The sequence below is a fragment of the Mongoliibacter ruber genome, from assembly GCF_003003005.1.
In the GTDB taxonomy this organism is placed as follows: Bacteria; Bacteroidota; Bacteroidia; order Cytophagales; family Cyclobacteriaceae; genus Mongoliibacter; species Mongoliibacter ruber.
This window is the reverse complement of the sequence record NZ_PVTR01000011.1, coordinates 26,152-50,781: the sequence shown is the minus strand read 5'-3', so window position 1 is coordinate 50,781 and position 24,630 is coordinate 26,152. Positions and strand designations below refer to the sequence as shown.

Genomic DNA, 24,630 nt, shown 5'->3' with positions numbered 1-24,630 from the left:
AAAATAAATTATAGATCAATAATTCTCTTAATTCTGCTAGGATTGGATTCTCTTCTTAATCTCCTCTCCATAGACCTGGTCTCACTATCGGGTTTATTGGCAATTTCAATCAGGCTATCAAATGCGTCGTTCATTTCATCAATCAAATCAGGTAATTCTCTAAAATCATCTACATTTATTATTCTCTCTCTATAATCAGGCAGAAGATAATCAACTGCCGCGAAATAGATATTTCTCTTAACTCTTGTTTTGATATCATGCCTGTCCATATAAGGATTGTATGATATTTTGGTGTAAGCTTCATCCAATTGTTGTAGTCTTTTTCTCACTTCGCCAATAGGGTAATATGCTTCGTAGTAGGTTTGGGCCATGTTAATGATTTCCAATCCCTTCTCTTGTTTGTCTTCAAACCCTTCGACCGTACTATATTCCTGCATCATCAAATCCAATTTCCTTTGGTAATTCTGATACATGGATACATGGAATCTTGTAAGGACAATACCTTCTTCATCTATGCCTTCGACCCCTCTTTCAATGTCATAAGTGTCTGAAACTTTTTGAATACTATTTATAAGATCTTCTTCAAGCTGTTGAGATACCATATCCCTTTCAATTTCAATGATCATATCCTTGAAGTAAAGATCGAGTTGGTCAACAATTTTTCCTTTTGCCTGAACATAGTTTCTGATATTAAACACAACATCATCACTAATTGAAAAATCTACAGGATTTTCTATGATACGTTTTCTTTCTTCCCCATCAAAAGTATACCGTACTGTATCAACCTTTTCGATTCCTTCTATCCCAGACCTGTAGTAGGTTCTTTTACTTTGATACTTAAAACTTTCACTTTTAAGCAATTCAATATTATCTTCCAAAATTTTAAAATTATTGAGAATGTTTTGAGCAAGTCTAAAAGAAAAGGACAAGGAATCTGTTTTTTGCCTATTTAAAGATAGAGTCGTATTATTTACAAATTTTTCCAAATCAGAAGTATAGTTTGCAAGAAGTGTTTCGCTTTCCTCCAATGCCTCTTTCTCTTTACCTGTAAAAGTATATTCAAACCTTCTTGTGCCGCCTGGACGAAGTTTCTCTATACCATCGAGATCCAAGCCTGCCACGTATTCCCTTTCAATGAACAAAGAAAATATTTCGTTTAAAACATCATTTCCGTATTTCTGGGAGATTGCTTCTTCACTGAAAAACGGGAAACCATCATCAAACCCAACTCCAAAGAAATCTTTCCCTATGGTATAGTCAATATCATCAAGACCTCTTTTGACATTACTCAATTTTTTTTCTACCCTGGTAAGTTCGATATCATGAAAAGAAACATTATTAGTAAGGTCTTTTTGTAATATTGAAGTTAAAAACCCATTATCATACACTCTTTTTTCATAAAACTCGGCTGAATCCTTGGTGTAAGAAAACTCCCATTCTCCATCAAAAAATTGGTCTTTACTGAATCTCCCCGTAACTTTTGTTTTATTCCCATGAAGATAACCGTCAAACAAAAAATTATCGATCATCCTGCCATCTTCAAAGTTGGCTATCATCAAAATTTTTCGGTCCTTCTGTTGGCTACTTTCTACTTTATGTTCTTCCAGTCTCCAAATCCCAACAGCTTTCCCGTCCTTATAGGATGCCTCAAGTTTTTGAACAATGCCATCGGCAGTAGACTGAACTTGAAACCTGTCATTAACCGTGCTGATATTTATTTTAAAAATATTATTCTGATAAACCCACTTTTCATTTTTTAATCCATCAGCATATGTCCCAGTGATTTTTCTTTGGAAAAAATTATCTAAACTATCTAAATTTTCAGATGAAAAGGAAAAATTGCCATGAAACACTTTTTCATCATCTTCATTCCGATAAAAACCATATCTAACCTTTCCCTCTTCATGCTCCTTGAGAAAGAAACTTCCCTCAAAAACTTCTTGTTTTTTTTGCTGGCCAAGTACAATATTTGATGTGAACACTAACAGAAAAACAAAGAATAAATAAAATCTCATATATGTTCAATTAATGTTATATTAGCTTTATTTGGTTTAAATTTTACCTAAAATTGGAAATAGCTAAACTAATTAGACTACTGTTTTTTGAATTGGGATGACTTATTTTAATTTAATTTTCACGATTTTGGCATCAATAAATTTGCCAAAAGGATAAAAAGTACCAAAAAAATGAAAACTACTAAACTTAATCTAGCTCTAATCATTGTCTCTTGCTTACTCGTTTTAAGCTGCATGTCTAACCGAAAGGCCCTTAGCCAGTGGATTGGCGCAAATGCAAATGAATTGATTGAAAAATGGGGAGATCCTGATCAGATAGAAACTGAGGGAATGTATACAATATGGACTTACGACCGTTTTGATAGTAAATTTCCCGGCACGACTGGATCAAGATCTACAGCTACCAATGATGATGGTTCATCTCCTTACGATACTGCTGAAGCAGTGAAATTCATCATCAATACAAGTAACCGAACAATATTAAGGTATGAGTTGGTAAATAACGATCAGTAGATACTTGAGAACAAAATAGCAATCTATTTGACCTATTAGATCCCTTTTAAAGCTAATCAAAGGCCTTCAATCAATTCACAAAATACAATATTGAAATTTTAAAAATCATTTCATTTCTTTGAATGGGTTGGTACCTGATTTCTGGATTAATACCTATTTCATCATTGATTTTAAAGACACCACCGCCTCCAATGTTTACAGAGTTGGTTGAAATCCTTCCTATTGGATTAAATTCATAAACTCTTGTATAGTGTCCATATCCAAAAGTGCCATACCACTGTCTTTCTTTTTCAGTAAAATAATACCTGGCATTGATGTCATAAGCCCTTGCATTACCCGTAGATGGAACAAATAGGGTAAATGAAGGCGCTATTGAAAAATAATTGATGGGGAAAAATTCCCCAGTAAAATTTATCCCGTAAAACCAGGTTTCACTAGGCCATTCGTATCCATGGTAAACTCTTACCTGATCTTTGTATTGAGCATAAGCCGTAGACAAAAGAGTTGAAAAAATAAAAACTAACAAAATTTCCTTAATCACCTTCGACATTCGTAATGTTATTAAAATGCAAAATCTCTAGTTAATGGTCTTCTTCTTTCCCTAAAGTCAATCGTGTACATGACATTTAGCCTAATTATATGCCTATTTCGGTAGACACCTGGCAAAGCAGTTGGACCATAAGTCCACATATGTCCTCCAAAAAACATATAATTGTTTAAAGTATATCCTATAGCTGTGTAGACCCTATTTTCCTCAAAGATATTCCACACCTGTTTCCCTGATTCAAAGAAAAATTCGTTCGATGGAGCAATGAAAAAAGTTTTATTCTCCATCCTCGGTTTGTTTAGAGGAACATAAGCGGTGATTTTATATCTCCAACGGTCTGTATAATCAAATTCAGCTGCCAGATTATTGTTTCTTTTAAACCTGTGCTCAAATCTAAATTGATGCAGGATTTTGATAGGACCCACACCTTGTGTCAATAACCACTGGTGCCAAAATCTTGGCTCAAGAACGGAATCTACAAATTCAGGATTCCCACGATCTGGGGAAAAATTCCACACTAAGGTAGGTCCAAAGGTGACCTCAAAATTATCTGTAAATAGGTATGTAAAACCAAACCTGTTATACAACTGACTCATCCTTCCTACAAAGTCCCTTGGATTGTTTGCGCTATTTCTTCTCCTGTAATGATTTTCCTGATACCAAAACCATTTATCAGTCATTCTCAACTTAAGATACAGACCATTCCAGTTTTCAGTAGTCCCAGGTAAATTGACTCGTTCAGGAACTTCAGGAGCCTCTTGAGCTTGCACATTAATTATTGACAAACTGCTTAAAAACAATATAATAAAGCAAAGGCGTGTGACGTACTTTAATTCAATCATCATTTATATATCAAGCATTGACTCAATTCTACTAACATCCATTCTCCTATTGATCCTATTTTCTAGGCGACGTGTATCTGCTTCTCTTAACTCTCTCATTCTCACATCCAATAATTCAAGTTTGTCAATCCAAATCTTTATTTGTGTATAATCTCTTTCACTTTTAATTGACTCAAAATAATGCTCTATTAGAACCTCAGCAGCTTCATATAATCTTGACTTGGCCCGCTGATCATATCTCGAATAGGTAAAAGGATTAAAAACTTCTTCTTGATAAAGTTTATCAAGGTTATCTACAATTTCATGAAGTGTTTGAAGTCTGGAATGCTGTTCTTCCATATCTTCAAGTAAATCCAAAATAATCCTAGCATTTTCTTTTTTCTCAGCGAACCTATTGAGCTTACTGTATTCTTCCAGCTTGCTCTCAAATTCTTCAATCAGGATATTTTGATGAACAGATAAAAGGACCACTGCATCTCTGTCGTCAATCCCTTCGGTATTGATATAAATTTCGTCCAATAAAAGTTTTCTATCTTGTATTTGGTTTTCAATTGACCTCAAGTCTGAATCTCTTTCAATCTGGGATAAAGAATTATCTACATAGGATTTTGTACTCAATAAAGAACTTGCTAACTGAGTGAAATAATCAGTCATTCCTTCATAAAACCCAAGTTCAAAAGCAGATAAGTCAAATTCCAATTCTCTGACAATAGTATCTCCATCATATATGTATTCTATTCTGTCAACTTCCTCAATAAATGGCAATCCCGTTTCAACCATGTATTCTACATCGTAATACTGAATCTCTTTTGACTTAAAAAGTTCGATTAACTCTTCAAATTCTTCAAGTCTTTTAGCTCTGAAATCAAAGTAGGCATTGGCATACGCCAAGCTATCTGACCGTTGTCTATTTATCCTTAAACTATTTCTATTGGAATAGTCTCTGACAATTCTTTTAATTCTATCAAATTCAATAGGTAAATCTTCAATCGCTTTTTGTTGGGTTCGACTAAGGTCAAAAACAAATCTTCTGGTGTGTACCGGATACTCTATTAAGTCTCCATCTTGGTTTACAAAAGACTCATCATATCTCAAGACATTTGTGAGAAACTCTGAAATAAAAATATTTGCTTCTACTTGCTTTTGATATTGTTCTGATGAAGCCAAAATTCCATCATTAAAAAATATTCCTGACTTTTCATCAGCAATCCTAAAGGGAACCTTCTCACCACTATTTAGCCTATTGAGCTTAGCTATAGTCTGAAAAAAAACTAAATCTCCAAGGTTCTCACCAGTCTCAAGGTTACGCTTCACCAATCCCAAGAGAAATCCATTTTCATAATTCCTTACTTCACTTACTAAAACATCCCCTTGCTGATAAACAAATGTCCATTCACCATTCATTACTCCTCCAGGTAACAATTCTCCACGGATAAAATTGGACCTATCATCGATAAAAGTTCTATATTGAAACCTTCCTTTAAGGTCACCTTCTTCAAAAATAAGGTCATCAACTACTGACTTTTTTCTTAACTCTCCTTCTCTATATTCATTCTCCTCAAAAATCCATTTTCCCTCTGGGGCTCCATTTAAATAGGATGCTTTAAGTATTATTTGTTGGCTGTTGATGTCATACTCTAATTTAAAATCTTTGACATCCTCTAAAAGTACATTGTGCTTTTCTTCTCTATAATTCCAAGTTCCGGTTTTTTGATCTTTCTCATATGAACCAAATATTTCCGTCCTGTAAAAAATGGTCTTATCTTCAATATCCCTCTCTTTGCGAATAAACTTGAATTCACCTTGTTTGAGAATTGCGTCACCCTCTCCTTTTACAAACTCAAATTCGCCTTCTCCTCTTAACCCATTAAAAGTGTAATCGCCTGAATATTTCTCCTGCCCAATTGCTGAATTGGCATACCAAAACAGCATCAAAAGCAATAAATAATTTTTCATAAAAATTTAAATAGGTTTCAATGTTATGTATTTAGGAACATCATTCCTGAATTGTGGAATATGTCGAAATTGTGTAGAAATTATCTACATAACAACCCCAAAAGTGCTTAAAAAAATAAGAACGACCAATTGATTTAAGTGTTTTTAACGCTAAATTGAAATTTAGCCTCCTTAAAAAGTTGAAAAGTGATAAAAAATATGTGTTGACCTACATTAAAGATAAAAATTAATTCATTGAAACCAACAATTTGACAAATCCCAAAGCACCTGATTCGGACTCCGTACTTATCGTACCGCTTCTTTTTTCCAATACATAAATTTCGACTTCTCTGTACTTGTTTTGAAGGGCAAATTTTTTAATATCTTCTTCTGCTTCAATCAAAATCATTTCTTCCTGATCCAACTGATCATTGCCGTATTTGAGAAAATACTTAAAATCAGCCTCGGCTTGAGGTTTATTTTCCAAATAGGTGATTTTCACACAGTCTTCCTGTCTAAATAAAATAAAACTGAAAAGAAATAATATGATAACAGTCTTTCCCATAGGCCAAATGTCTTATCAAGATTGATTTACTAACCATAAACCAAAAAGAGAGCCAAAATAAGCTCTCTTTTTCTTTTTTAATACCCCAAAGTCTTCATCATGCTTTCTGAACTTTGCTCAGGTGCAAACAGCCAATGCTTGATGCTTCCGTCTTTTTCCCTGTCAATGATCACGTGCTTAGGCGCAGGTATCAGGCAATGCTGAATCCCTCCATAACCTCCAAGTGACTCCTGATAGGCTCCCGTATGGAAGAATCCCAAATATTGCTTCGTGCCTGTTTCGGCTTTGGGCAAGTAGATATTAAACTGATGGGCTTCTGAATTGTAATAATCCATGCTGTCACAGGTCAGTCCTCCCAAGTTGATATTGTGGTATTCCTGATTCCAGTTGTTCACAGCAAGCATGATGTATTTCTGATTGAGCCCCCAACTATCGGGCAACTGGGTGATAAAACTGCCGTCAATCATATACCATAACTCTTTGTCATTCTGCAGCTTTTCATCCAAAACAGAATACAAAACTGCGCCGCTCTCCCCTACTGTGTAGCTCCCAAATTCAGTAAAGATATTGGGTTCATCTGTATGATTTTTGGCGCACATCCATTTGATATTTTTGACAATTTGTTCTGCCATATATTGGTAGTCATAGTCAAAAAAGACATTGGTCTTGATTGGCCATCCACCGCCAATATCCATGGTATCCAAGCTAGGGGCGATCTTTTTAAGGTCTACATACTTCTGGATAAAACGGGTCAATTCAGACCAATAGTAGGCTGTATCTTTGATCCCTGAGTTGATGAAGAAGTGCAACATCTTCAAACTCACATTAGGATTGTCTTTGATTTTTTCTTCGTACAGCTTGATGATATCATTGTACCGCACCCCCAATCTTGAGGTATAAAAACCAAACTTAGGCTCTTCATCTGCTGCAATCCTGATTCCCACCTGAAATGGCACCTTGACGTGCTCGAGGTAATAATCAATTTCGGTAAGGTTATCCAATACAGGAATACAATTCACAAAACCGTCATTAAGCAATTCTGTGATGTATTGCTTGTAAAGGTCTCTTTTGAAGCCGTTGCATACAATGTAGGTTTCTTTGGATATTTTGCCTTTTTCATAGAGGCTCTTTACCAAGGGAATATCAAAAGTGGAAGAAGTCTCGATATGGATATCGTTTTTCAAAGCCTCATCCAAGACAAAACTGAAATGCGATGACTTGGTACAATAGCAGTATGTGTAATTTCCTTTGTAGTTATGCTGCTGTATGGCATTGCCAAAATAGGTTTTGGCATTTTGGATGTTCTCCGAAATCTTGGGCAGGTAGCTCAATTTCAGCGGTGTGCCGTATGTTTTGATGATTTCCATCAAATTGACACCATTGAAGTGAAGCTCATTATTGTCTACATGAAATTCTTTGGTAGGGAAATCGAAAGTTTGCTGTATGAGGTCTTTGTAATTATTCATTTCGGATTAGGGTTGTAGCGTAAAAAACGACTACAAAATTTGCTCATATTATTGGTAAATCAAATGAAAACGGGGAAAACCTAAGGATCTATCTTTATATTAGTTGAGAAAAGACATATATTTTACTTCATTAAAAAATTCAAATATTTTTAGATCTGACCTTGTAAATTTTTTCCACAAAGACAACAGCCTCGGTGAAGGCTTATAGATGAGTGATGACGAAAAAATCTACAGTGTGTGGAAAAATTACCCAACACTATATCTGAACAGAGCTCACAGTTGCTGACAGCAAAGTCATTTTAGGCATGAAATTTTCTTTAATCTCATAAATGGTCAACACTCAATCCTATTTTTGGCCTTTTTCATTTCATGCAATGTGTTTTTCAAAGCAAAACCAAAAACATACTAATCAGGTCTATAGGATGACATTACGTTCATATTATTCATTTAATTTATGCAATTAATTTTAGTGCTCATAGGAGCATTTATAGTATTTATATTAAGTACCCTCACTGGTGGTGGGGCCAGTCTTTTATTGATGCCTATCGTCGCAGTAGTGGTTGGTGTAAAGGCCGTCGCACCTGTTATGGCCATCAGTATTGGAATGAGTAGCACTTCTAAAGTCTTCTTTTTCTGGAAATACATAGACTGGAAGCTTTTCGTCTGGCTCTTCCCCTCTACCATAGTTGGGTCGCTTATAGGCGCAAGGATGTTTGCCGCCCTTTCTTCAGACTTTTTGCAGATCCTTATCGGTTTGCTCTTACTGTCCACCATTTTTCAATGGAATAGGAAAGAGAAAAAAACAGGCTTCAAAGTAAAGGCATGGCACTTTGCCCCTATGGGACTTGTGGTTGCTTTTCTTTCAGGTCTGATTGGAGGTGTTGGTCCATTGATGAATTCCGCTTACCTCAATTATGGTATCAGCAAGGAGTCCTTGCTAGGAACTCGCTCGGCAAATGCCATCATTTTACATATCACCAAAATCATCAGCTACGCATATTATGGCTATGTCACAGGTGAAGTGCTCAAATTTGGTATCCTGATAGGAGTATCATCTATGATCGCGGTGTATTTCGGCAAATTGATTCTAGCCAAAATTTCTGAGCTGTTCTTCAGGAAAATAGTAGTAGCCAGTATGGTGCTTAGCGGGGTTTTGATGCTTTGGAAAAACAAAGACTACATAGGCGAAATTGTGGCCTCAATGGGCTAGGACTTTGTCCGACCCAATAAAATTTGAAAATAAATTTAGAATTAATTCAATAATTTAAAATGAAACTATCCATTTCGAAAAATGTACATTTAGTAGAACCGGGAGATTTTGAACCTACGGATCATTGGTACCCACGGGTGTTGAACTCCAATATACATCCCTTGGTATCCTACTTTTTGAATCTCTCCCATGAACAAATGACCGAACGCTACCAACGGCTCAATCCTAAAGCGGACAAGGAAGCGATTTTGGAAATCCTGAAGTATCAACCCTCTTATTTCAGGTGGGCGGGTACGGATCTGATGCATGTTACCAACCATGAGGGAAATAGAAAACTGACTGTAATTGAAACCAATTCTTGTCCATCAGGGCAAAAATCAATGCCGCTGCTTGATCTGAACGTGGAACAGGGAGGCTACAAAAGACTGATAGAAAAGACCTTTAAGCCTATGGTGGACCAACATCAGGAAGGAGGAGCTTTGGCTGTCATTTATGACAAAAACCCCATGGAAAACATAGGTTATGCCGCCACCATCGCGGATGTTTTTGATGAAAATGTGTTTTTAGCCAAATTTGACAAGGATGACAAAGAGCCTCCTGTAAAATTTGAAGAGGGCAAAATGTTTGTCAAAAATGAGAAAGAAAAATGGGAAGAGATCAGGGCCGCGTTTCGTTATGTGACACAGGAACCATGGACAAGATTGCCAAAAAATCCCAAAACGCTAATATTGAATCCAATCGAAGCTTGCCTGGCTGGAGGAAGAAACAAAGAAGTCGCAAGCGGAGCCTATGATGTTTTCAATGAAAAATTCAAGGATAAGGGTATCGGAATCTTCACACCAAAGACTTTCACCAAAGTTCCCTATGAAGAATTGAAGAAATATTTAGAAATTCTCGGCGGAAGCATGGTCATCAAAGTACCCGATTCCAATGCAGGACAGGGTGTATATACAGTGGTCAGTGAAGAAGAACTTGAGTATGCCCTATCTCAAATCTCCAAAGATGATCTTTATCTTGTGCAACAGTTGATTCACAGTAACTATGAAGAAGGCTTAGATAAATCAAAGTCGTGGTATCATGTGGGAACTATTCCTGATTTTAAGGGCAGGAGTTACGCTTTTGACTTGAGGTTGATGATGCATGCCACATCAGAGGGACTGCGTCCATTGGCCGTCTATTCGAGAAGATCCGGTTTCCCACTCAATGAACCATTACCAGAGGGCAAAAACTCATGGGAAGTATACGGCACCAACCTGTCCATTAAGGGAGAAGATGGCTGGACCTATGCAGACGAAAGGCTGATGTTGTTTGATATCAGGAATTTTGGTCAGTTGGGGCTTGGCATTGACGAACTGATAAAAGGCTTCGTGCAGAGTGCCATGGCCGTTTATGCCATTGATCAAAATGCCATTCAAACCTTTGGCAAGAAAAATCCTTATGTTTAATTTCCGAAATCAAGCACACAACATGGACACAAATAAAATATTGATCGTAGAAGACGATGTGGTTTTTTGCAAACTACTAACAAGATTTTTGACTAAAAATGATTTTCAGGTATTGGATGCCCAAGCGGGAAAAGAAGCTCTCCAGCTCATAGAGACCAATTCTTTTGATTTGGCGATATTGGATTACAGACTTCCGGACATGAATGGAATTGATATTCTCAAAAAACTAAAAGCCAAAGAAAACAGCACAAAGGTCATATTGATGACTCGGTATGGAGATGAAGGAATTGCCAACAAGGCTGTAGAAGAAGGTGCCGACGCTTTTGTTTCCAAACCCATCAATCCAACAGAACTACTTGAAGTGATCAAAGGACTTTAATGCAGGAGTCTTTCATTTTACGGTTTTGAAAATAAAGATATTTGATTACCCGCAATCATGCCACTAATCAATTAAACGAGGATTTTTTGGCAAAGGGATACTAATAGATACCTGCCCTCCGGGAGGCGGGTTGGATATTTATCGATATTGGTTCGAAATCACAGGTTAATTCAATTATTTAGATTCTACTGGTATGAAAGCGGATATACATAAAAGTTATATTCTGTGGAGTATTTCGATATTAGTGGATATTCACCATTAATTATAGATACTGGATATTTGTAGACGCTGGATCCTCAAAGACAAAGTAATTCTTAGCTATTAAATCCATCTAGGCATACATAATCTTTCCCCTGACCTGAAGGCAATTTTTGAATTCCTTCAGGTTTTTTATTTTCAATTAGATTTTAATTGCACTTAAACTGTGTATCTCTTCTACAATTGTAGAATTTTTCTACAGGTAGATTAAAGCAGATAGGGGTTAGAAGCCAAATTTGAGCTTTTAGTACTTGGCATAAGAGGTGTATTAAAATAAGTGATGAAAAAAGGCTTAATTATACTGATTTTATTACTAAACATCCTTCTAATAGGGTATCAGGTGTATTATTCATCTGCGGTAAAAGTATATACCCATCATGAAGAGAAAGTTGAAAAATTTCTATCCCATGAATTAGAGAAGAATTTTTATACCCCCTGACAGAATTAGCATTTCAATTGTAAATAATAAAAAATAAATAGGTTTCATGACTAATAAGGTACCGGGGAGGTCTTCGGTACTTTATTTTTTTTGTTAGATTGTGAAAAAATAAAGCAACATGTCCAAAATACTTCTGATTGAAGATGACCTTTCGTATTCTAGGATTATCCAAAGATTTTTGGAAAAGAACGGTTTTGAAGTAAAGACAAGTGAAAAAGTAAAAACAGCACTCCCCATCATCAAATCAGAATGGCCACAACTGATCATAACCGATTATAGACTCCCTGATGGTAATGGAATGGAAATACTGGAATATACTAAACGCCAACATCAAGGAATTGAGGTCATTTTGATAACCAATTACTCCGATATCAGAATTGCGGTGAAGGCAATGAAAATCGGTGCACATGAATACATCACGAAACCTATCAATCCTGACGAGCTGCTTGCCACAGTGAAAGAAGTTTTTGAAGGGGGAAGTAAAACTCCAGATTTGATTGAAGCACAAGAATCAGCCTCGTACGAATACATAGAAGGTAACAGTGATGCTGCAAGATTACTTGAAGAGCATGTAGAATTGGTCGCACCTACAGACCTGTCTGTGATGGTCTTGGGTGAGACAGGAACAGGTAAAGAATACTTAGCCAAGAGAATACATCAAAAATCCAACCGAAGAGAGCAACCCTTTGTAGCGATAGACTGTGGGGCGCTCAGCTCAGAACTAGCAGCAAGCGAATTGTTTGGGCATATCAAAGGGTCCTTTACCGGGGCTTTGGAAGATAAGATTGGGCATTTTGAATTCGCCAATGGAGGCACCTTATTTTTAGATGAAGTAGGCAATTTGGATTATGAGATACAGCTCAAACTGTTGAGGGCTATTCAGGAAAGGACGATTAGGAAAATTGGCAGTAACCAAGAAATCCCTCTTGATATCAGGATCATTTCAGCTACTAATGAAGCACTTAAGGCAGGTGATCTCAATGCTTCTTTCAGAGAAGATTTATTCCACAGACTCAACGAGTTCTCCCTTCATATTCTTCCTTTGAGGGAAAGGAAAGAAGATTTAAATGTGTTTGTACAATTTTTTATCCAATCCAGCAACCAAAGGCTAAACAGAAATGTAAGCACTGTCGACCCAAAAGTGCTGGACCTTTTCAGGAATTACGGATGGCCTGGAAACCTCAGGGAATTGAAAAATATCATCAGAAGGGCAGTTCTTTTATCCAAAGGCGACAGCATTACGCTCGATTTGCTTCCCCAAGAATTGACCACTAAAAATACGGCTGGCCTTCCATCACATACCCACACCTTTAAGGAGAGTATGATCGCACAGGAAAAAGAGAATATCATCAAAGCATTGGAGACAGCCAAGCAGAATAAAAGTCAGGCTGCCAAAATTCTTGGAATGGATAGAAAAACCCTGTACAACAAACTTGAAAAGTACGGACTGTCTTAGAAAGGATGAAGTGTGAGGGAGGAAGGATGAAATGGGTGAAACGTAGGTAGAGGGTCGTGCTCAAGATACGAGAAGCGAGAGTATAGAAAGGAGGAAGGATGAGGGAGGAAGGATGAATTGGGTGAAACGTAGGTGGAGGGTCGTGTTCAAGATATGAGAAGCGAGAGTATAGAAAGGATGAGGGAGGAAGGATGAAATGGGTGAAACGTAGGTGGAGGATCGTGTTCAAGATACGAGAAGCGAGAGTATAGAAAGGAAGAAGGATGAGGGAGGAAGGATGAAAATGGCGGTGATCTGTAGGAGGTTGGTCTATTAATTCACGAATTACGATTTATGACCTAGCCTTCCGGGAGTCAGGTATACGAGGCGAGATTAGTTCAGACCCCAAAGGGGTCAAATGTTTATAGCCTCGGGTTTCAACCCGAGGATTATGGTTGAAAATTTTTTTAGGTTTTTTGGCCGCGTGGTGTTTGCTTAGGAAAAAAGCTTTTCGCCAAAAACAGGGATGTGGAAGATGACTTCCCCTGGATTAAATAGAATTACAATAGAAATAAGGTAGAAATATGATTGAAATAAATAGAAATAAAATTAAGAACTTAAGCGTATTGAAGATCCTAAACGCTTAAATGGCAATGAGTGAGGACACTCACTGCGGCGAAGTCCCCTACACCCAAAATCCGCCCAACCTTTAACATTTTAACCAGCCGACCTATATAGATATCTCTTCCTGACAGCTGTAAAGGGTTCGACATGACAAGGTAAAGCTTTTTGAAATTTTTCAACTTAGGTTCCTGATCGGTCTTCAACTTCGCTGCCGTCGCTGAAAGTGTCCACAATCATGGCTTTTAATCCAGCATAGCCAAATTTTAAAGTTTCGGTTGGTGAAGACACTATCCAATGCTGTTATTACATTTAGGTCATTGAGGACACCACCTGAGGCTGGAAAATTTACTCAATACTTTTTCATCCGCCAAACTACTTGCCTCTTGCTTCTTGCCTCTTTCCTCCTGCCTCTCGTCTCTCGTCTCTCGTCTCTTGTTTCTTATCTCTTGCCTCCTGCCTCCTGCCTCTTGCCTCTTGCCTCTTGTTTCTTGTTTCTTGTCTCTTGCCTCTCGTCTCTTGCCTCTTGCCTCATTCCTCTCGTCTCTTGTTTCACGTCAACAAAGGAGTTCTATGCTTTTTGAGAAAGGTTAAAGTCAGCTTCCAGCACATCAAGACTTTCAGAAATTTCAAAGATCAATTCTTGTACCTCCTCCACAATACCTTCTGTTTGCCCTTCCTTGATCCGTACTTCAATCTCTTTTGCCTTGTCCCCAACCTTCAATTTGATCTGCCTCAACCTGCTGGATAGTTGATGTGTGACTTCCCTCATGGTAGCCACATCTTCTTTACCGATAGAAGTTTCAAGTTTTTTAAGATCAATTTTAGTCGTCTCAATGATGTCACCCATTACCTCTAAGAGCATTTCCTCATCTCCCATACAAAATTTCTTCAAATCTTCCAGGTCATACGCTACAGATACATGCTTTTGAGCCAGCCCCTTGGATGCTGCTTCTCCGGTGACACTTACTTCCAAATTGAGGACCTCTGCAATTTTTCCTATAAATTGAGTCTCTTTGAATGGCTTCAGAATCAAGCCATCAAATCCCACATTCCTAAGCCTATTTTTTTCGTCAGCAAAGACATTGGCTGTAATGGCCAAAATCGGTAATCTCTCATACCTTGGTTTATCCCTCAATAGTGTCAGGACCTCTATTCCACTCACTTCTGGCATTTGAATATCCAAAATAGCCAAGTCAAAATCGATATCATACTTAAAATCTGAACTGAAATAAAGCCCCCCAGGATAACTCCGCACATTTGCTCCTTTGGATTCCAATAAGAGCCTGATCAACTTAATGCCAATCTGATCATCATCTACCACCAGAATAGTCAACCCTGAAAGATCATAATCACCATGCGTTTCTACCTCTGAATTGGTGACTTGAGGAACAGTAGTTTCAACAGGAAGAATCACCTGTATTGATGTACCGTAATTTGCCTCGCTTTGCACTTCAATCGTTCCACCATGTAGGTCCACCAACTTTTTGATAATGGTAAGCCCAAGGCCAGTACCGCCAAACTGCCTTGTAATCGAGGTGTCGCCCTGATCAAACTCCTGAAAAATATTTTTCTTCACTTTATCAGTCATACCCATCCCCGTGTCCTCTACTTTCATGTGCAAATCTCCGTTTTCGGAATAATTCACTGTCACAGTAATCCCACCTTCTTTGGTGAATTTGATAGAATTGGACAAAAGGTTATTTAAAATCTGATTGATTCTGAGGGAATCTCCCAAAAACCATTTTTCTTTTGGCAAATCAATTTTCCAATTAAAATACAGGTCTTTTTCTTCCGCTTTGAAAGAGAAAAAGCTTTTAATCGATAGAAAAAGTTTCAATGGGTCAAATGGATTTTTTTCGATCGTAATCTTCCCCGCTTCCAATTTTGAAAAATCCAATATATCGTTTACAATACCAATTAAGGTGTCAGATGCAAAACCTATCATTTTGACAAACTCCTGCTGCTGATCATTCAAAGGTGATTTTTGGATGGCTTGCTGATAGCCTTGGATGGCATGTAGTGGGTTTCTGATTTCATGACTCATATTGGCCAAGAAATCCTGTTTGGCCTTTGCCAGGTTTTCTGAATGGATTTTTGCCTCTTCCAACTGTCTTCGGTAAGTATTGGCCTTTTTGACTTCATTCAGAATACTATAAATAAACCCCAGGGAACCGATAATTCCCAAAAACACCAAAACGGATAAGATCACTGATACCGTGTAAGTCAGATCATAGGCAGATTGGTTTCTGCCCCTATATTCAATCAAAAGCTCCCTCTGCATATTGGAAATCAATCCCTGTACTTCAGAAAACACCTCCTTGTTTTTATCAATCAGCTTATTTTCCAGAAAAACAAACTCCTGCTGCAGCTTCTGTTCATCCTGATACATCTGGGTCATAAAAGAGCGTAAAGTCTCTAAAGTACTCTCTGTATAGGTAGGGCCGGCTTCTACCGAATCCTGGTTTAATTGATCCTCTTCATAATCTTTAAAAATCTCCAATAACTCATCTTCGTATTTTCTGGCAGCCTCCTGACGGTCTCTGCTCGATCGTGACGATTCATTTCCCAAACCCGAAATTTCCGACAGAAAGTCTCGCTGTCTTACCCGACCCAAAAACTGCATTTCACTCTGTTCCTGCTGCCTTTTGATGCTCCTTTCAATATTTTTCAGTGCTTCCTCACTAAAAGTCTTGCTGGTAAGATTGTAACGCACCTCCTCCAAACCAGCATACACCACCATCAGTTCAGAGATATTCATACTGATATTATCGAAACTTTCCATTTCCAGTGAATCTTCAGCCAGTGTCTTAAACCACTCTAACCTACCTTTGATCCTATCAAGTGTTTCCTCCAAAACCGAATCTTTATCCGAAGTAAGCTCAGTTTTGGATACATCCAACAAGTAGATGTCTGCCAAAAGTCCGTTCAATTGTCTAAGTTTTTCGTTTGGTTCGGAAAGGTTCTCTACCGTGTTAAGCAAATTTCTAATGCTGAAAAAAGTAATTGCAGAAACAGAAATGACCAGAAATGAGGCTAATAAAAAGCCCAATACAATCTTACCCCTTAGTTTAATGTTTTTGTTTGTTTTCATGCATGCTATCTTTAAAAAAGAGCAATCCAAATCTTGAAGGCTCTTTCTTATTGGAAATTAATGATTTAACTCAACTTCTTGATGACCAAAAAATAAAACAATTATCGTTCCTCTATTTCAGTTCAAGGTTTTGATCATGGATTGAACATAAAGGTGTTGAACTGGGGAATTGATGAACTGACGAATTGAGGAACTGATGAACTGGGGAACTGATGAACTGATGAATTGACGAACCGGGGAAATGACGAACTGATGAATTGGGGAACTGGGGACTGGATTGTTAAAGGTTAAAAATGTTAAAAGTTGGGCGGATTGTGGGTGTAGGGTTTTTGACGAACTGACGAACTGGGGAACTGATGAATTGACGAACCGGGGAAATGACGAACTGACGAACTGGGGAACTGACGAACTGGGGAACTGATGAACTGACGAATTGGGGAACTGACGAATTGAGGAACTGGGGAACTGGTAACTAGATCGTTAAATGTTAAATTGTTAAAGGTTGGGCGGATTGTGGGTGTAGGGAATTGATAAACTGACGAACTGAGACCAGAATACCAAACCTTCAACTCAGTATTAACCCCAATCTGAAATCTAAGATCTACACTCTACAATTGTTGTGTCAAAAGCGAAGCTTTTCTGCGATCATCTGCGATATCTGCGGGAAATAAATACTTTCGCCTCCGTGAGTGTCCCTCATGGCCATTTAAGCGTTTAGGACCTTCAATATGCTAGGTTCTTAATTTTATCCCAATTCTCTTCGTTCTCGGGATCTACGTTACACTTTGATTTCAATCCTATTTCTTCACCACCGTGAATGTTAACTCATGCCATTGACATTCCGGTTTTTCCTGAATTTTGTGGTAGATGATCCTTCCACATCCCTGTTTTTGGCGAAAAGCTTTGTTCAATAGCAAGCATAATGCGGCCAAAGACCAAAATCAAATTATCAACCATAATCCTCGGGTTTCAACCCGAGGCTATTAACATTTGACCCCTTTGGGGTCCCAGGTATCCCTACTTAAACCGCAAAAAATATCTGCTCATATCATGGATAAACACAGATAAAAAATGCATGGTAAACTTACCTCCCGGAGGGAAAGGTTAAAACTTGGGTGGATTGTGGGTTTGGGGGATTCTCTCCACATTTTTTGCTCAGTAAATCGTAAATGATTCTTCATCACCTTTTTCTCCATCCAGACCTTCGGGGTTTTGGAAACCCCAAAGGTCAACATCAACCCATCTCTTTCGCCGCCGTGAGTGTCCTCACTCATGGCCATTTAAGCGTTGAGAATCTTCAATACGCATAGGTTCTTAATTTTATTTCTATCGTATTTCTACTGTATTTCCACAATATATCTACTTTATTTCTTTCACCTCCGTGAGTGACTTTTAAGCCAACAATTCTTGGTATAAAAATTTCTCTTCCACCTTTCTGGCCTTTTCTACTTCAATTACCCTGCGCAAAACTTTTCTAAAACGTTTTTCACCGCTTATAGAAGCGAACAATTTAACCAGGTAATTTCTTACCAATTCTTCATCATGTAGGTAAAACTTCAAGTTGAATCTGTCCAATTCTTTTTCGTACTGCAAAACAACTCCAGAAGGTTGTCCAAGATGTATCAATCCATTGAGGATACCCATTAGTGAGGAAAAGTCATCAGACAAATTCAAGTATAGGACCTTAAATTTCTTTTGGGTTTCAGGAAAATTCGGGAAATCAAAACCAGCACTTCCTATAACTTGGAAAATTCCTGAATCCGCAATCATTTCTAAAAGGGATTGATTTTCAGCTATTGAAGGACTTGACTTACTGACTTGTTGAAAAGCAAAAACATCGGAATAAGATGGCGAATTTTTAGAAAAGGCTACTGACATAAGATTGAATTCTTGTAATGGATACTGGACTACCCTTCAAAAGTAAAATCATTTTTTTTATTATCCTAATTACCCTATCTTTTTTATAGGGTTTTGTTTAAATGGAAGAATCTGGATGAATGGGTTACACGCTTTGGTGAAATGGAGAAATGATGAACTGATGAATTGATGAACTGGGGACTGGATTGTTAATGGTTAAAAATGTTAAAAGTTGGGTGGATTGTGGGTTTGGGGTTTTTGACGAACTGATGAACTGACGAATTGACGAACCGAGATCAGTACACCAAACCTTAAACTCAGTATTAACCCCAATCTAAAATCTAAGATCTACAATCTACAATTTTTGTGTTAAAGGTTAAAAATGTTAAAAGTTGGGCGGATTGTGGGTGTAGGGAATTGATAAACTGACGAACTGAGACCAGAACACCAAACCTTCAACTCAGTATTAACCCCAATCTGAAATCTAAGATCTACACTCTACAATTGTTGTGTCAAAAGCGAAGCTTATCTGCGTTAATCTGCGATATCTGCGGGAAATAAATACTTTCCCCGCCGTGAGTGTCCTCACTCATGGCCATTTAAGCGTTTAGGACCTTCAATACGCTTGGTTCTTAATTTTATCCCGATTCTCTTCGTTCTCGGGACCTACGTTACACTTCGATTTCAATCATATTTCCACTATATTTTTTCACTACCGTGAGTATCACTCATGCCATTAACTTTTTGGTTTTTTCTGAATTTTGTGGTAGATGATCCTTCCACATCCCTGTTTTTGGCGAAAAGCTTTGTTCAATAGCAAGCATAATGCGGCCAAAAACCAACACCAAATTATCAACCATAATCCTCGGGTTTCAACCCGAGGCTATTAACATTTGACCCCTTTGGGGTCTTAGATAACCTATTCCCTAGAGATTATTCCTGTTGTATTTCCAATTACAAAAGAACTCTAAACAGAGGGTTTCTCCCCTCTCCATTAAGGGAGAGGGGTCGGGGGTGAGGGTATTAGTGATTGTAGAATCGATTAATTGTAATTGGGCGGATTGTGGATGTGGTACTGCCATAAACGGAGTTTTAATACCTTTTTGAGCTAAAAGCTCAAGAATCATAAATCCGAAGGTGCAACCTTCGGATATCGCACCTCCTTTAACAATAAATAGAATTTTAAGGGTCTAAAATAAAAAACAAAAAGCATTGAGAGCATCAATTCGCTTTAGTCCTTAGACTTATTTCTATTGTATTTCTACTGTATTTCCACAATATATCTATTTTATTTCTTTCCCCGCCGTGAGTGTCCCCACTCATGGCCATTTAAGCGTTTAGGACCTTCAATATGCTAGGTTCTTAATTTTATTTCTACTGTATTTCTATCGTATTTCTCCTATATTTCTATCTTATTTCTACTGTATTTCTATCATATTTCTATCGTATTTCGTAATTAGAAATCGTAAAAAGCAGCTTAGATACGCTTCACCATCTTATTCAGGTGTATGATGGAGCTGGGTAAGGACATAATTTTCTTCAAATACAAGTCGGCTCATCAATTCAAAATTCCTCTCTAAAGTATAGTAAGTATGGGCCTTGGTATATCCTCTATCCCCTATTTCTTTTCGTAACGCTTGGTCTAAAATCAATTTACTCAGGTACCCCTTCCATTCTTCTTTGGTCCTGGCCAAATATCCGGTCACCTCATGATCCACTACTTCGGTGTTCATGCCTACAGGTGAGGCCACTACAGGAAGACCACAGGCCATATACTGAATCAACTTATACGAACATTTCCCTTTTTCCCAATCATCATCAGGCAGTGGCATAATCCCAATATCCATCTGATGGATGATAGACACCTCTGTTTCTTCTGACCACCTGACACATTCATAATCACCCTCAAAATCAATGGTCTTTTGTCCATTGGCAACCAACAATTTAAAAGGGATTTCCTTCTGCAATTCTTCCAAGATCGGAAGCAATTCCTTTAGGTACTTTACGGTGGTAGGACTTCCCATCCAACCTATTGTGACAGGATGGACATTTTGCTTCATTTGTTTTTTTATATACTTCTTACTGTCTATGACTGTAGGCAAACGAAGGATATTTTTTGCTCCGGCTCCGTTAGCCCTCTTTTCCAAGTAAGCATTTCCTACGATTGTAAGTTTGGAATTGCGCATCACCCAATCAATCTTGTTACCCATCCACCTTTTGATCAAAGGGTTGTTGTGTTTGTCATAATTGTGGAATACCGCATCATCATAGTCTACGATATATCCAGTTCCGATTTTATTGAGGACAAATTCTGCATAAGAAGGCAGATAGGGGAAGATTTCCTTTTCCACCCATACTACATCATATCTCCAAGCACTTAAAATCTGAAAGAATCTTTTGAAGTAGCAAAAAAGGACATTGACTGTAGAAGGTCTTTGGTGAAGGTAGATTTCACGGAGGTATTTTTCATTAAAAAAAGAAGAGATTTTTGTTTGGCAATTAATTGATTCCCATGAGGGTTGAAACTGAAAAGTTCTCAACCTACTGCTGGCTCCAAGTCTCGGATATTTCGATAGAAAAAGTATTTTCACTGGACTCAAAATCTAGGGTACAAATTTGTATACACCAAGTTCAATTTAATGGGCACTATAAGATGGGTGTTGTAAACGGTGAATATCTTATTCGAAAAGTCTAAAAAAAATTCAATCTTTTCTAATTTTTTAGGCAAAAGTTTTTGTTTGAGGAGATGATTGGCTGAAGAAATGATGACTATATTGATTGTTTCGCCACCGTGAGTCTCCTCATTCATGGGCTAGCGTGGTTGAAGTCTGTTCAGGGGGATTAAATGGTTAATGGTTAAAAATGTTAAAGGTTGGGCGGATTGTGGGTTTTGGGTTTTTGACGAACTGACGAACTGGGGAATTGATGAACTGAGGAACTGACGAACCGAGATCAGTACACCAAACCTTAAACTCAGTATTAACCCCAATCTAAAATCTAAGATCTACAATCTACAATTTTGGTGTTAAAGGTTAAAAATGTTAAAGGTTGGGTGGATTGTGGGTGTGAGGGATTGATGAATTGATGAACTGACGAATTGACGAACCGAGATCAGTACACCAAACCTTAAACTCAGTATTAACCCCAATCTAAAATCTAAGATCTACAATCTACAATTTTGGTGTTAAAGGTTAAAAATGTTAAAGGTTGGGTGGATTGTAGGTGTAGGGGATTGATGAATTGATGAACTGACGAATTGACGAACCGAGATCAGTACACCAAACCTTAAACTCAGTATTAACCCCAATCTAAAATCTAAGATCTACAATCTACAATTTTGGCGTTAAAGGTTGGGTGGATTGTGGGTGTGGGGGATTCTCCACACTTTTTTTGTTCGGTAAATAGGGAATGATTCTTCATCACCCATTTCCTCCATCCAGACCTTCGGGGTTTTTGGAAACCCCAAAGGTCAGGGACTGCTAACCTTTGAGGTCTTTTTCGGACCTCGAAGGTTTTTTTATTAGAAAAAGCAGAAACAATAAAAGGCTTTTTTACTGAAAAGAATCTTCGGAATTTTGGAAACCCCAAAGGTCAGGGACTGCTAACCTTTGAGGTCTTTTTTGGACCTCGAAGGTTTTTTTGTTAGAAAAAGTAGAAACAATAAAAGGCTTTTTTACTGAAAAGAATTTTCGGGTTTTTGGAAACCCCAAAGGTCAACATCAACCCATCTTACCTCACCTTTTCATCCTTCCTCCCTCATCCTTTTTTTCATCCTTTCTTCCCCAATTCAATCCCCTCGATGGACCTACTTGATTTTATAAATATGGATATTCCATGCAGATTGGGGATGTTCTGATTTCTTTAAAAATTCAAGGTGTTGCTCATCAATAACCGGATCTATTGAAAGTATGAAGCGGCATCCTAATGCTTTCATCTTTTCATAATTGTACTTGGGATGGTAAATGACTTTGGATTCTAACCACTTCATTCGCATAAAGTCATCCTTATGGGTTTGGTTAAATAGATAAGCCTTGTTTCCCCAACCTTTAAAGTGCCAATACAACCAGTTTTCTCTGTCAGTAGAGCCTAACTCCTCCTTGATCACCTCATAGAGGTCATCTTTGTAGGCCAAAGGGTAATTCATGGTATAGCCATCAATGGCCTGCATACCATTAAAAGACGAAATGGCGGGATGGAAGCCAAGACTCGCCACTTTAAACCCATAGGGACTCTGTTCTTGTAGGAAATTCTTGATTTGTTGAAACTGATCTTCTGCAAAAAATTCCCTATAGGTAGGGTATTTTTCTCCTGTTCCAAGTATGGGTTTAAGGAGATAATTTTTGGCATTGTTGTCTAATGCAATCAGCGGATATACCACAAAAATAAAAATCAATATGCCTGTCAGGGTTTTTCTTTTTTTCAAGTTCCATAACCAGTCCAACACGAAAATAACTGAGAAAACCATCAGCGGATAAATCAAAAAATAAAACCTATCTATGGTAAATTGTCTGATTAGGAGTAAAGCAGGTATCTGCTCCACCCAAGGCCTAAAGGTGATCATAGCGGCAAACAAGGCCACAAAATTGATCGCTACAAAGACCTTCATCAAAGGATGGAACAAAGCACTTTTTTCAATTGAAAACAATTGCATTGCTAAAAAACCCAACAAAATGATGTAAAACAGGGGCACTACATATCCCGCATGGATATTTCCCAAAAACAGGATTTCTACATAGCGCAAGAGTATGTTGTCATGGTACCTCACAAAACTGTAAATGTCATACTCTACCCTATGGGGGACAAACCAGTCTCTCTGAAAATAGTAGATATCAAAGAGGCGGAAATTGAAGATGCAAAAAAGCAAGGTAAACCCGGCCAAAGCCAACCAAAATTTCCACCTCATTTTCCCGCTTTGGTAAAATCCGGCAAGGCCATAAAAAAACAAGGCAAAGGCTACAAATAAACCGTTCAGATTAAGGGAGGAATAAAAACAATATAGCCCGATCACCAAGACATGCAAGAGGCTAAACCTCTCCCCTTTTTGTAGGGAATAAAAGACCAAAAAAAGACTTGGCGTAAAAGCCAGTCCAATTCCCGCTTCCGGCCAAAAAGGAATGACTGCCCATATCAGGGCATAGTAAGGGATCAGTTTTCGGGATTCCTTGGGTAAAAAGTGCTCAAGGAAATGATAGGCTGCCAGATAGGCCAAGACATGGATAAGGAGTTTGTTGATTACGATGGCCGTGTATGGCTTAAAGAAATAGAATAACCAGGTTTTCAGAAAAAACTCTGAAGCAAAACTCCCCCTTGGCAGGGTATCCAACATTCCAGAGATAGGATATTCATTGGCTTTCCATAAGCCATCCTGTTCTATCAAAAGCGTATACCAATGGATGATCAACTCAGCGTAGTCATTGGCATACCAGATGCTGTTTTGTCCCATGAGGATATAGTGGGAGAAAAATATCAGTATAAGTACCAGCCCTAACCAGAAGTCTTTTTGGAATATGAATTTGCTGCTATTTTCTTTCATTAGAGTGAAGTAGCTAAACTGCTTATTGATTCTTTATTCTGGAATCTTTATTAAGTAATTCTTTCTAGTCACTTTTTTTATTGACAAAAAAAGTAACCAAAAAAGTCAAGAATTTCGAATCCTATCAGCCCACAAGGCCTGCGCTGGCCCGGTCGAAATTCCTTCCCAACCCACATGCAGAAAGGAAGGTATTAGTAAATTCGCAACATAGAAAACACCCTATCCAGTAGCCCCATAGGGGCAAAATATTGGTAGCCATGGGTAAGGCGCAAATATATGCTTTCCCATGCTCTTACCTCCTAGCGCCGCAACCCGTGGTCAATAGTAATCAAAGGCCATTGCACGGCCTGGGGATAAGTGAGTACATGAACCGAGGCTTGAAGGCCGTGGAAGGGATAGCCCTATACGAGGGAAAATTAAAATTTGAATATCGAATATCGAACACCCAATGCCCTCCTGCTTCTTGCAGGAATAAT

General features: G+C 38.0%; 17 protein-coding genes. 5 read left to right on the top strand and 12 right to left on the bottom strand.

What is annotated here, in order from left to right; all coding sequences use genetic code 11:
* Window positions 1-8 precede the first annotated feature (8 nt).
* The gene (locus CLW00_RS16885; protein ID WP_106134877.1) at window positions 9-2,015 is read right to left on the bottom strand and encodes a hypothetical protein; all 2,007 of its coding nucleotides are present in this window, start codon (window positions 2,013-2,015) and stop codon (window positions 9-11) included.
* Between the two features lie 234 nt (window positions 2,016-2,249).
* On the opposite strand from CLW00_RS16885, the gene CLW00_RS16880 reads away from it, so the two are divergent.
* Window positions 2,250-2,528, top strand: coding sequence for a hypothetical protein (locus tag CLW00_RS16880; protein WP_106134876.1), 279 nt, complete (start codon window positions 2,250-2,252; stop codon window positions 2,526-2,528).
* Window positions 2,529-2,598: 70 nt separating this feature from the next.
* Here the strand turns inward: CLW00_RS16880 and CLW00_RS16875 are convergent, their stop codons facing one another.
* The 5 genes from CLW00_RS16875 to CLW00_RS16855 form a co-directional block, all read right to left on the bottom strand.
* Window positions 2,599-3,078 (bottom strand): hypothetical protein, encoded by a 480-nt coding sequence (locus CLW00_RS16875; RefSeq protein ID WP_245917341.1) that lies wholly within the window; start codon window positions 3,076-3,078, stop codon window positions 2,599-2,601.
* 11 nt (window positions 3,079-3,089) lie between these two features.
* Window positions 3,090-3,860, bottom strand: coding sequence for a DUF2490 domain-containing protein (locus CLW00_RS16870; protein ID WP_245917339.1), 771 nt, complete (start codon window positions 3,858-3,860; stop codon window positions 3,090-3,092).
* Window positions 3,861-3,920: 60 nt separating this feature from the next.
* Window positions 3,921-5,873 (bottom strand): hypothetical protein, encoded by a 1,953-nt coding sequence (locus tag CLW00_RS16865; RefSeq protein ID WP_106134875.1) that lies wholly within the window; start codon window positions 5,871-5,873, stop codon window positions 3,921-3,923.
* A gap of 226 nt (window positions 5,874-6,099) precedes the next feature.
* On the bottom strand, window positions 6,100-6,417 hold the full coding sequence (locus CLW00_RS16860; protein WP_106134874.1) for a hypothetical protein: 318 nt from the start codon (window positions 6,415-6,417) through the stop codon (window positions 6,100-6,102).
* A 77-nt stretch (window positions 6,418-6,494) separates the two neighbouring features.
* Complete coding sequence (locus tag CLW00_RS16855) at window positions 6,495-7,883, bottom strand: arginine decarboxylase (RefSeq protein WP_106134873.1); 1,389 nt, start codon at window positions 7,881-7,883, stop codon at window positions 6,495-6,497.
* Window positions 7,884-8,337: 454 nt separating this feature from the next.
* On the opposite strand from CLW00_RS16855, the gene CLW00_RS16850 reads away from it, so the two are divergent.
* The 4 genes from CLW00_RS16850 to CLW00_RS16835 all read left to right on the top strand — a co-directional run bounded on the left by CLW00_RS16850 (window position 8,338) and on the right by CLW00_RS16835 (window position 13,070).
* Window positions 8,338-9,093 (top strand): sulfite exporter TauE/SafE family protein, encoded by a 756-nt coding sequence (locus tag CLW00_RS16850; RefSeq protein WP_106134872.1) that lies wholly within the window; start codon window positions 8,338-8,340, stop codon window positions 9,091-9,093.
* 59 nt (window positions 9,094-9,152) lie between these two features.
* Window positions 9,153-10,538, top strand: a complete 1,386-nt coding sequence (locus tag CLW00_RS16845; protein ID WP_106134871.1) for an ATP-grasp domain-containing protein — start codon at window positions 9,153-9,155, stop codon at window positions 10,536-10,538.
* Between the two features lie 22 nt (window positions 10,539-10,560).
* The gene (locus CLW00_RS16840) at window positions 10,561-10,917 is read left to right on the top strand and encodes a response regulator (protein WP_106134943.1); all 357 of its coding nucleotides are present in this window, start codon (window positions 10,561-10,563) and stop codon (window positions 10,915-10,917) included.
* Window positions 10,918-11,732: 815 nt separating this feature from the next.
* Window positions 11,733-13,070 carry a sigma-54-dependent transcriptional regulator gene (locus CLW00_RS16835; protein WP_106134870.1) on the top strand — a complete coding sequence of 446 codons (1,338 nt, stop codon included), beginning with the start codon at window positions 11,733-11,735 and terminating at the stop codon, window positions 13,068-13,070.
* A 1,171-nt stretch (window positions 13,071-14,241) separates the two neighbouring features.
* On the opposite strand, the gene CLW00_RS16825 is transcribed toward CLW00_RS16835, so the two are convergent.
* From CLW00_RS16825 to CLW00_RS16800, 6 genes are all read right to left on the bottom strand, one after another.
* Entirely contained in the window at window positions 14,242-16,764 is a 2,523-nt protein-coding gene (locus CLW00_RS16825) for a hybrid sensor histidine kinase/response regulator (protein ID WP_106134868.1), read from the bottom strand.
* An 825-nt stretch (window positions 16,765-17,589) separates the two neighbouring features.
* Window positions 17,590-17,721 (bottom strand): hypothetical protein, encoded by a 132-nt coding sequence (locus CLW00_RS21780; protein ID WP_281257454.1) that lies wholly within the window; start codon window positions 17,719-17,721, stop codon window positions 17,590-17,592.
* A gap of 435 nt (window positions 17,722-18,156) precedes the next feature.
* Window positions 18,157-18,642, bottom strand: a complete 486-nt coding sequence (locus CLW00_RS16815; RefSeq protein ID WP_106134866.1) for a hypothetical protein — start codon at window positions 18,640-18,642, stop codon at window positions 18,157-18,159.
* Window positions 18,643-19,349: 707 nt separating this feature from the next.
* Complete coding sequence (locus CLW00_RS21775; protein ID WP_281257453.1) at window positions 19,350-19,481, bottom strand: hypothetical protein; 132 nt, start codon at window positions 19,479-19,481, stop codon at window positions 19,350-19,352.
* Between the two features lie 636 nt (window positions 19,482-20,117).
* Window positions 20,118-21,212, bottom strand: coding sequence for a glycosyltransferase family 4 protein (locus tag CLW00_RS16810; RefSeq protein ID WP_245917338.1), 1,095 nt, complete (start codon window positions 21,210-21,212; stop codon window positions 20,118-20,120).
* A gap of 1,214 nt (window positions 21,213-22,426) precedes the next feature.
* Window positions 22,427-24,154, bottom strand: a complete 1,728-nt coding sequence (locus tag CLW00_RS16800; protein ID WP_106134864.1) for a DUF6044 family protein — start codon at window positions 24,152-24,154, stop codon at window positions 22,427-22,429.
* Window positions 24,155-24,630: the final 476 nt, after the last annotated feature.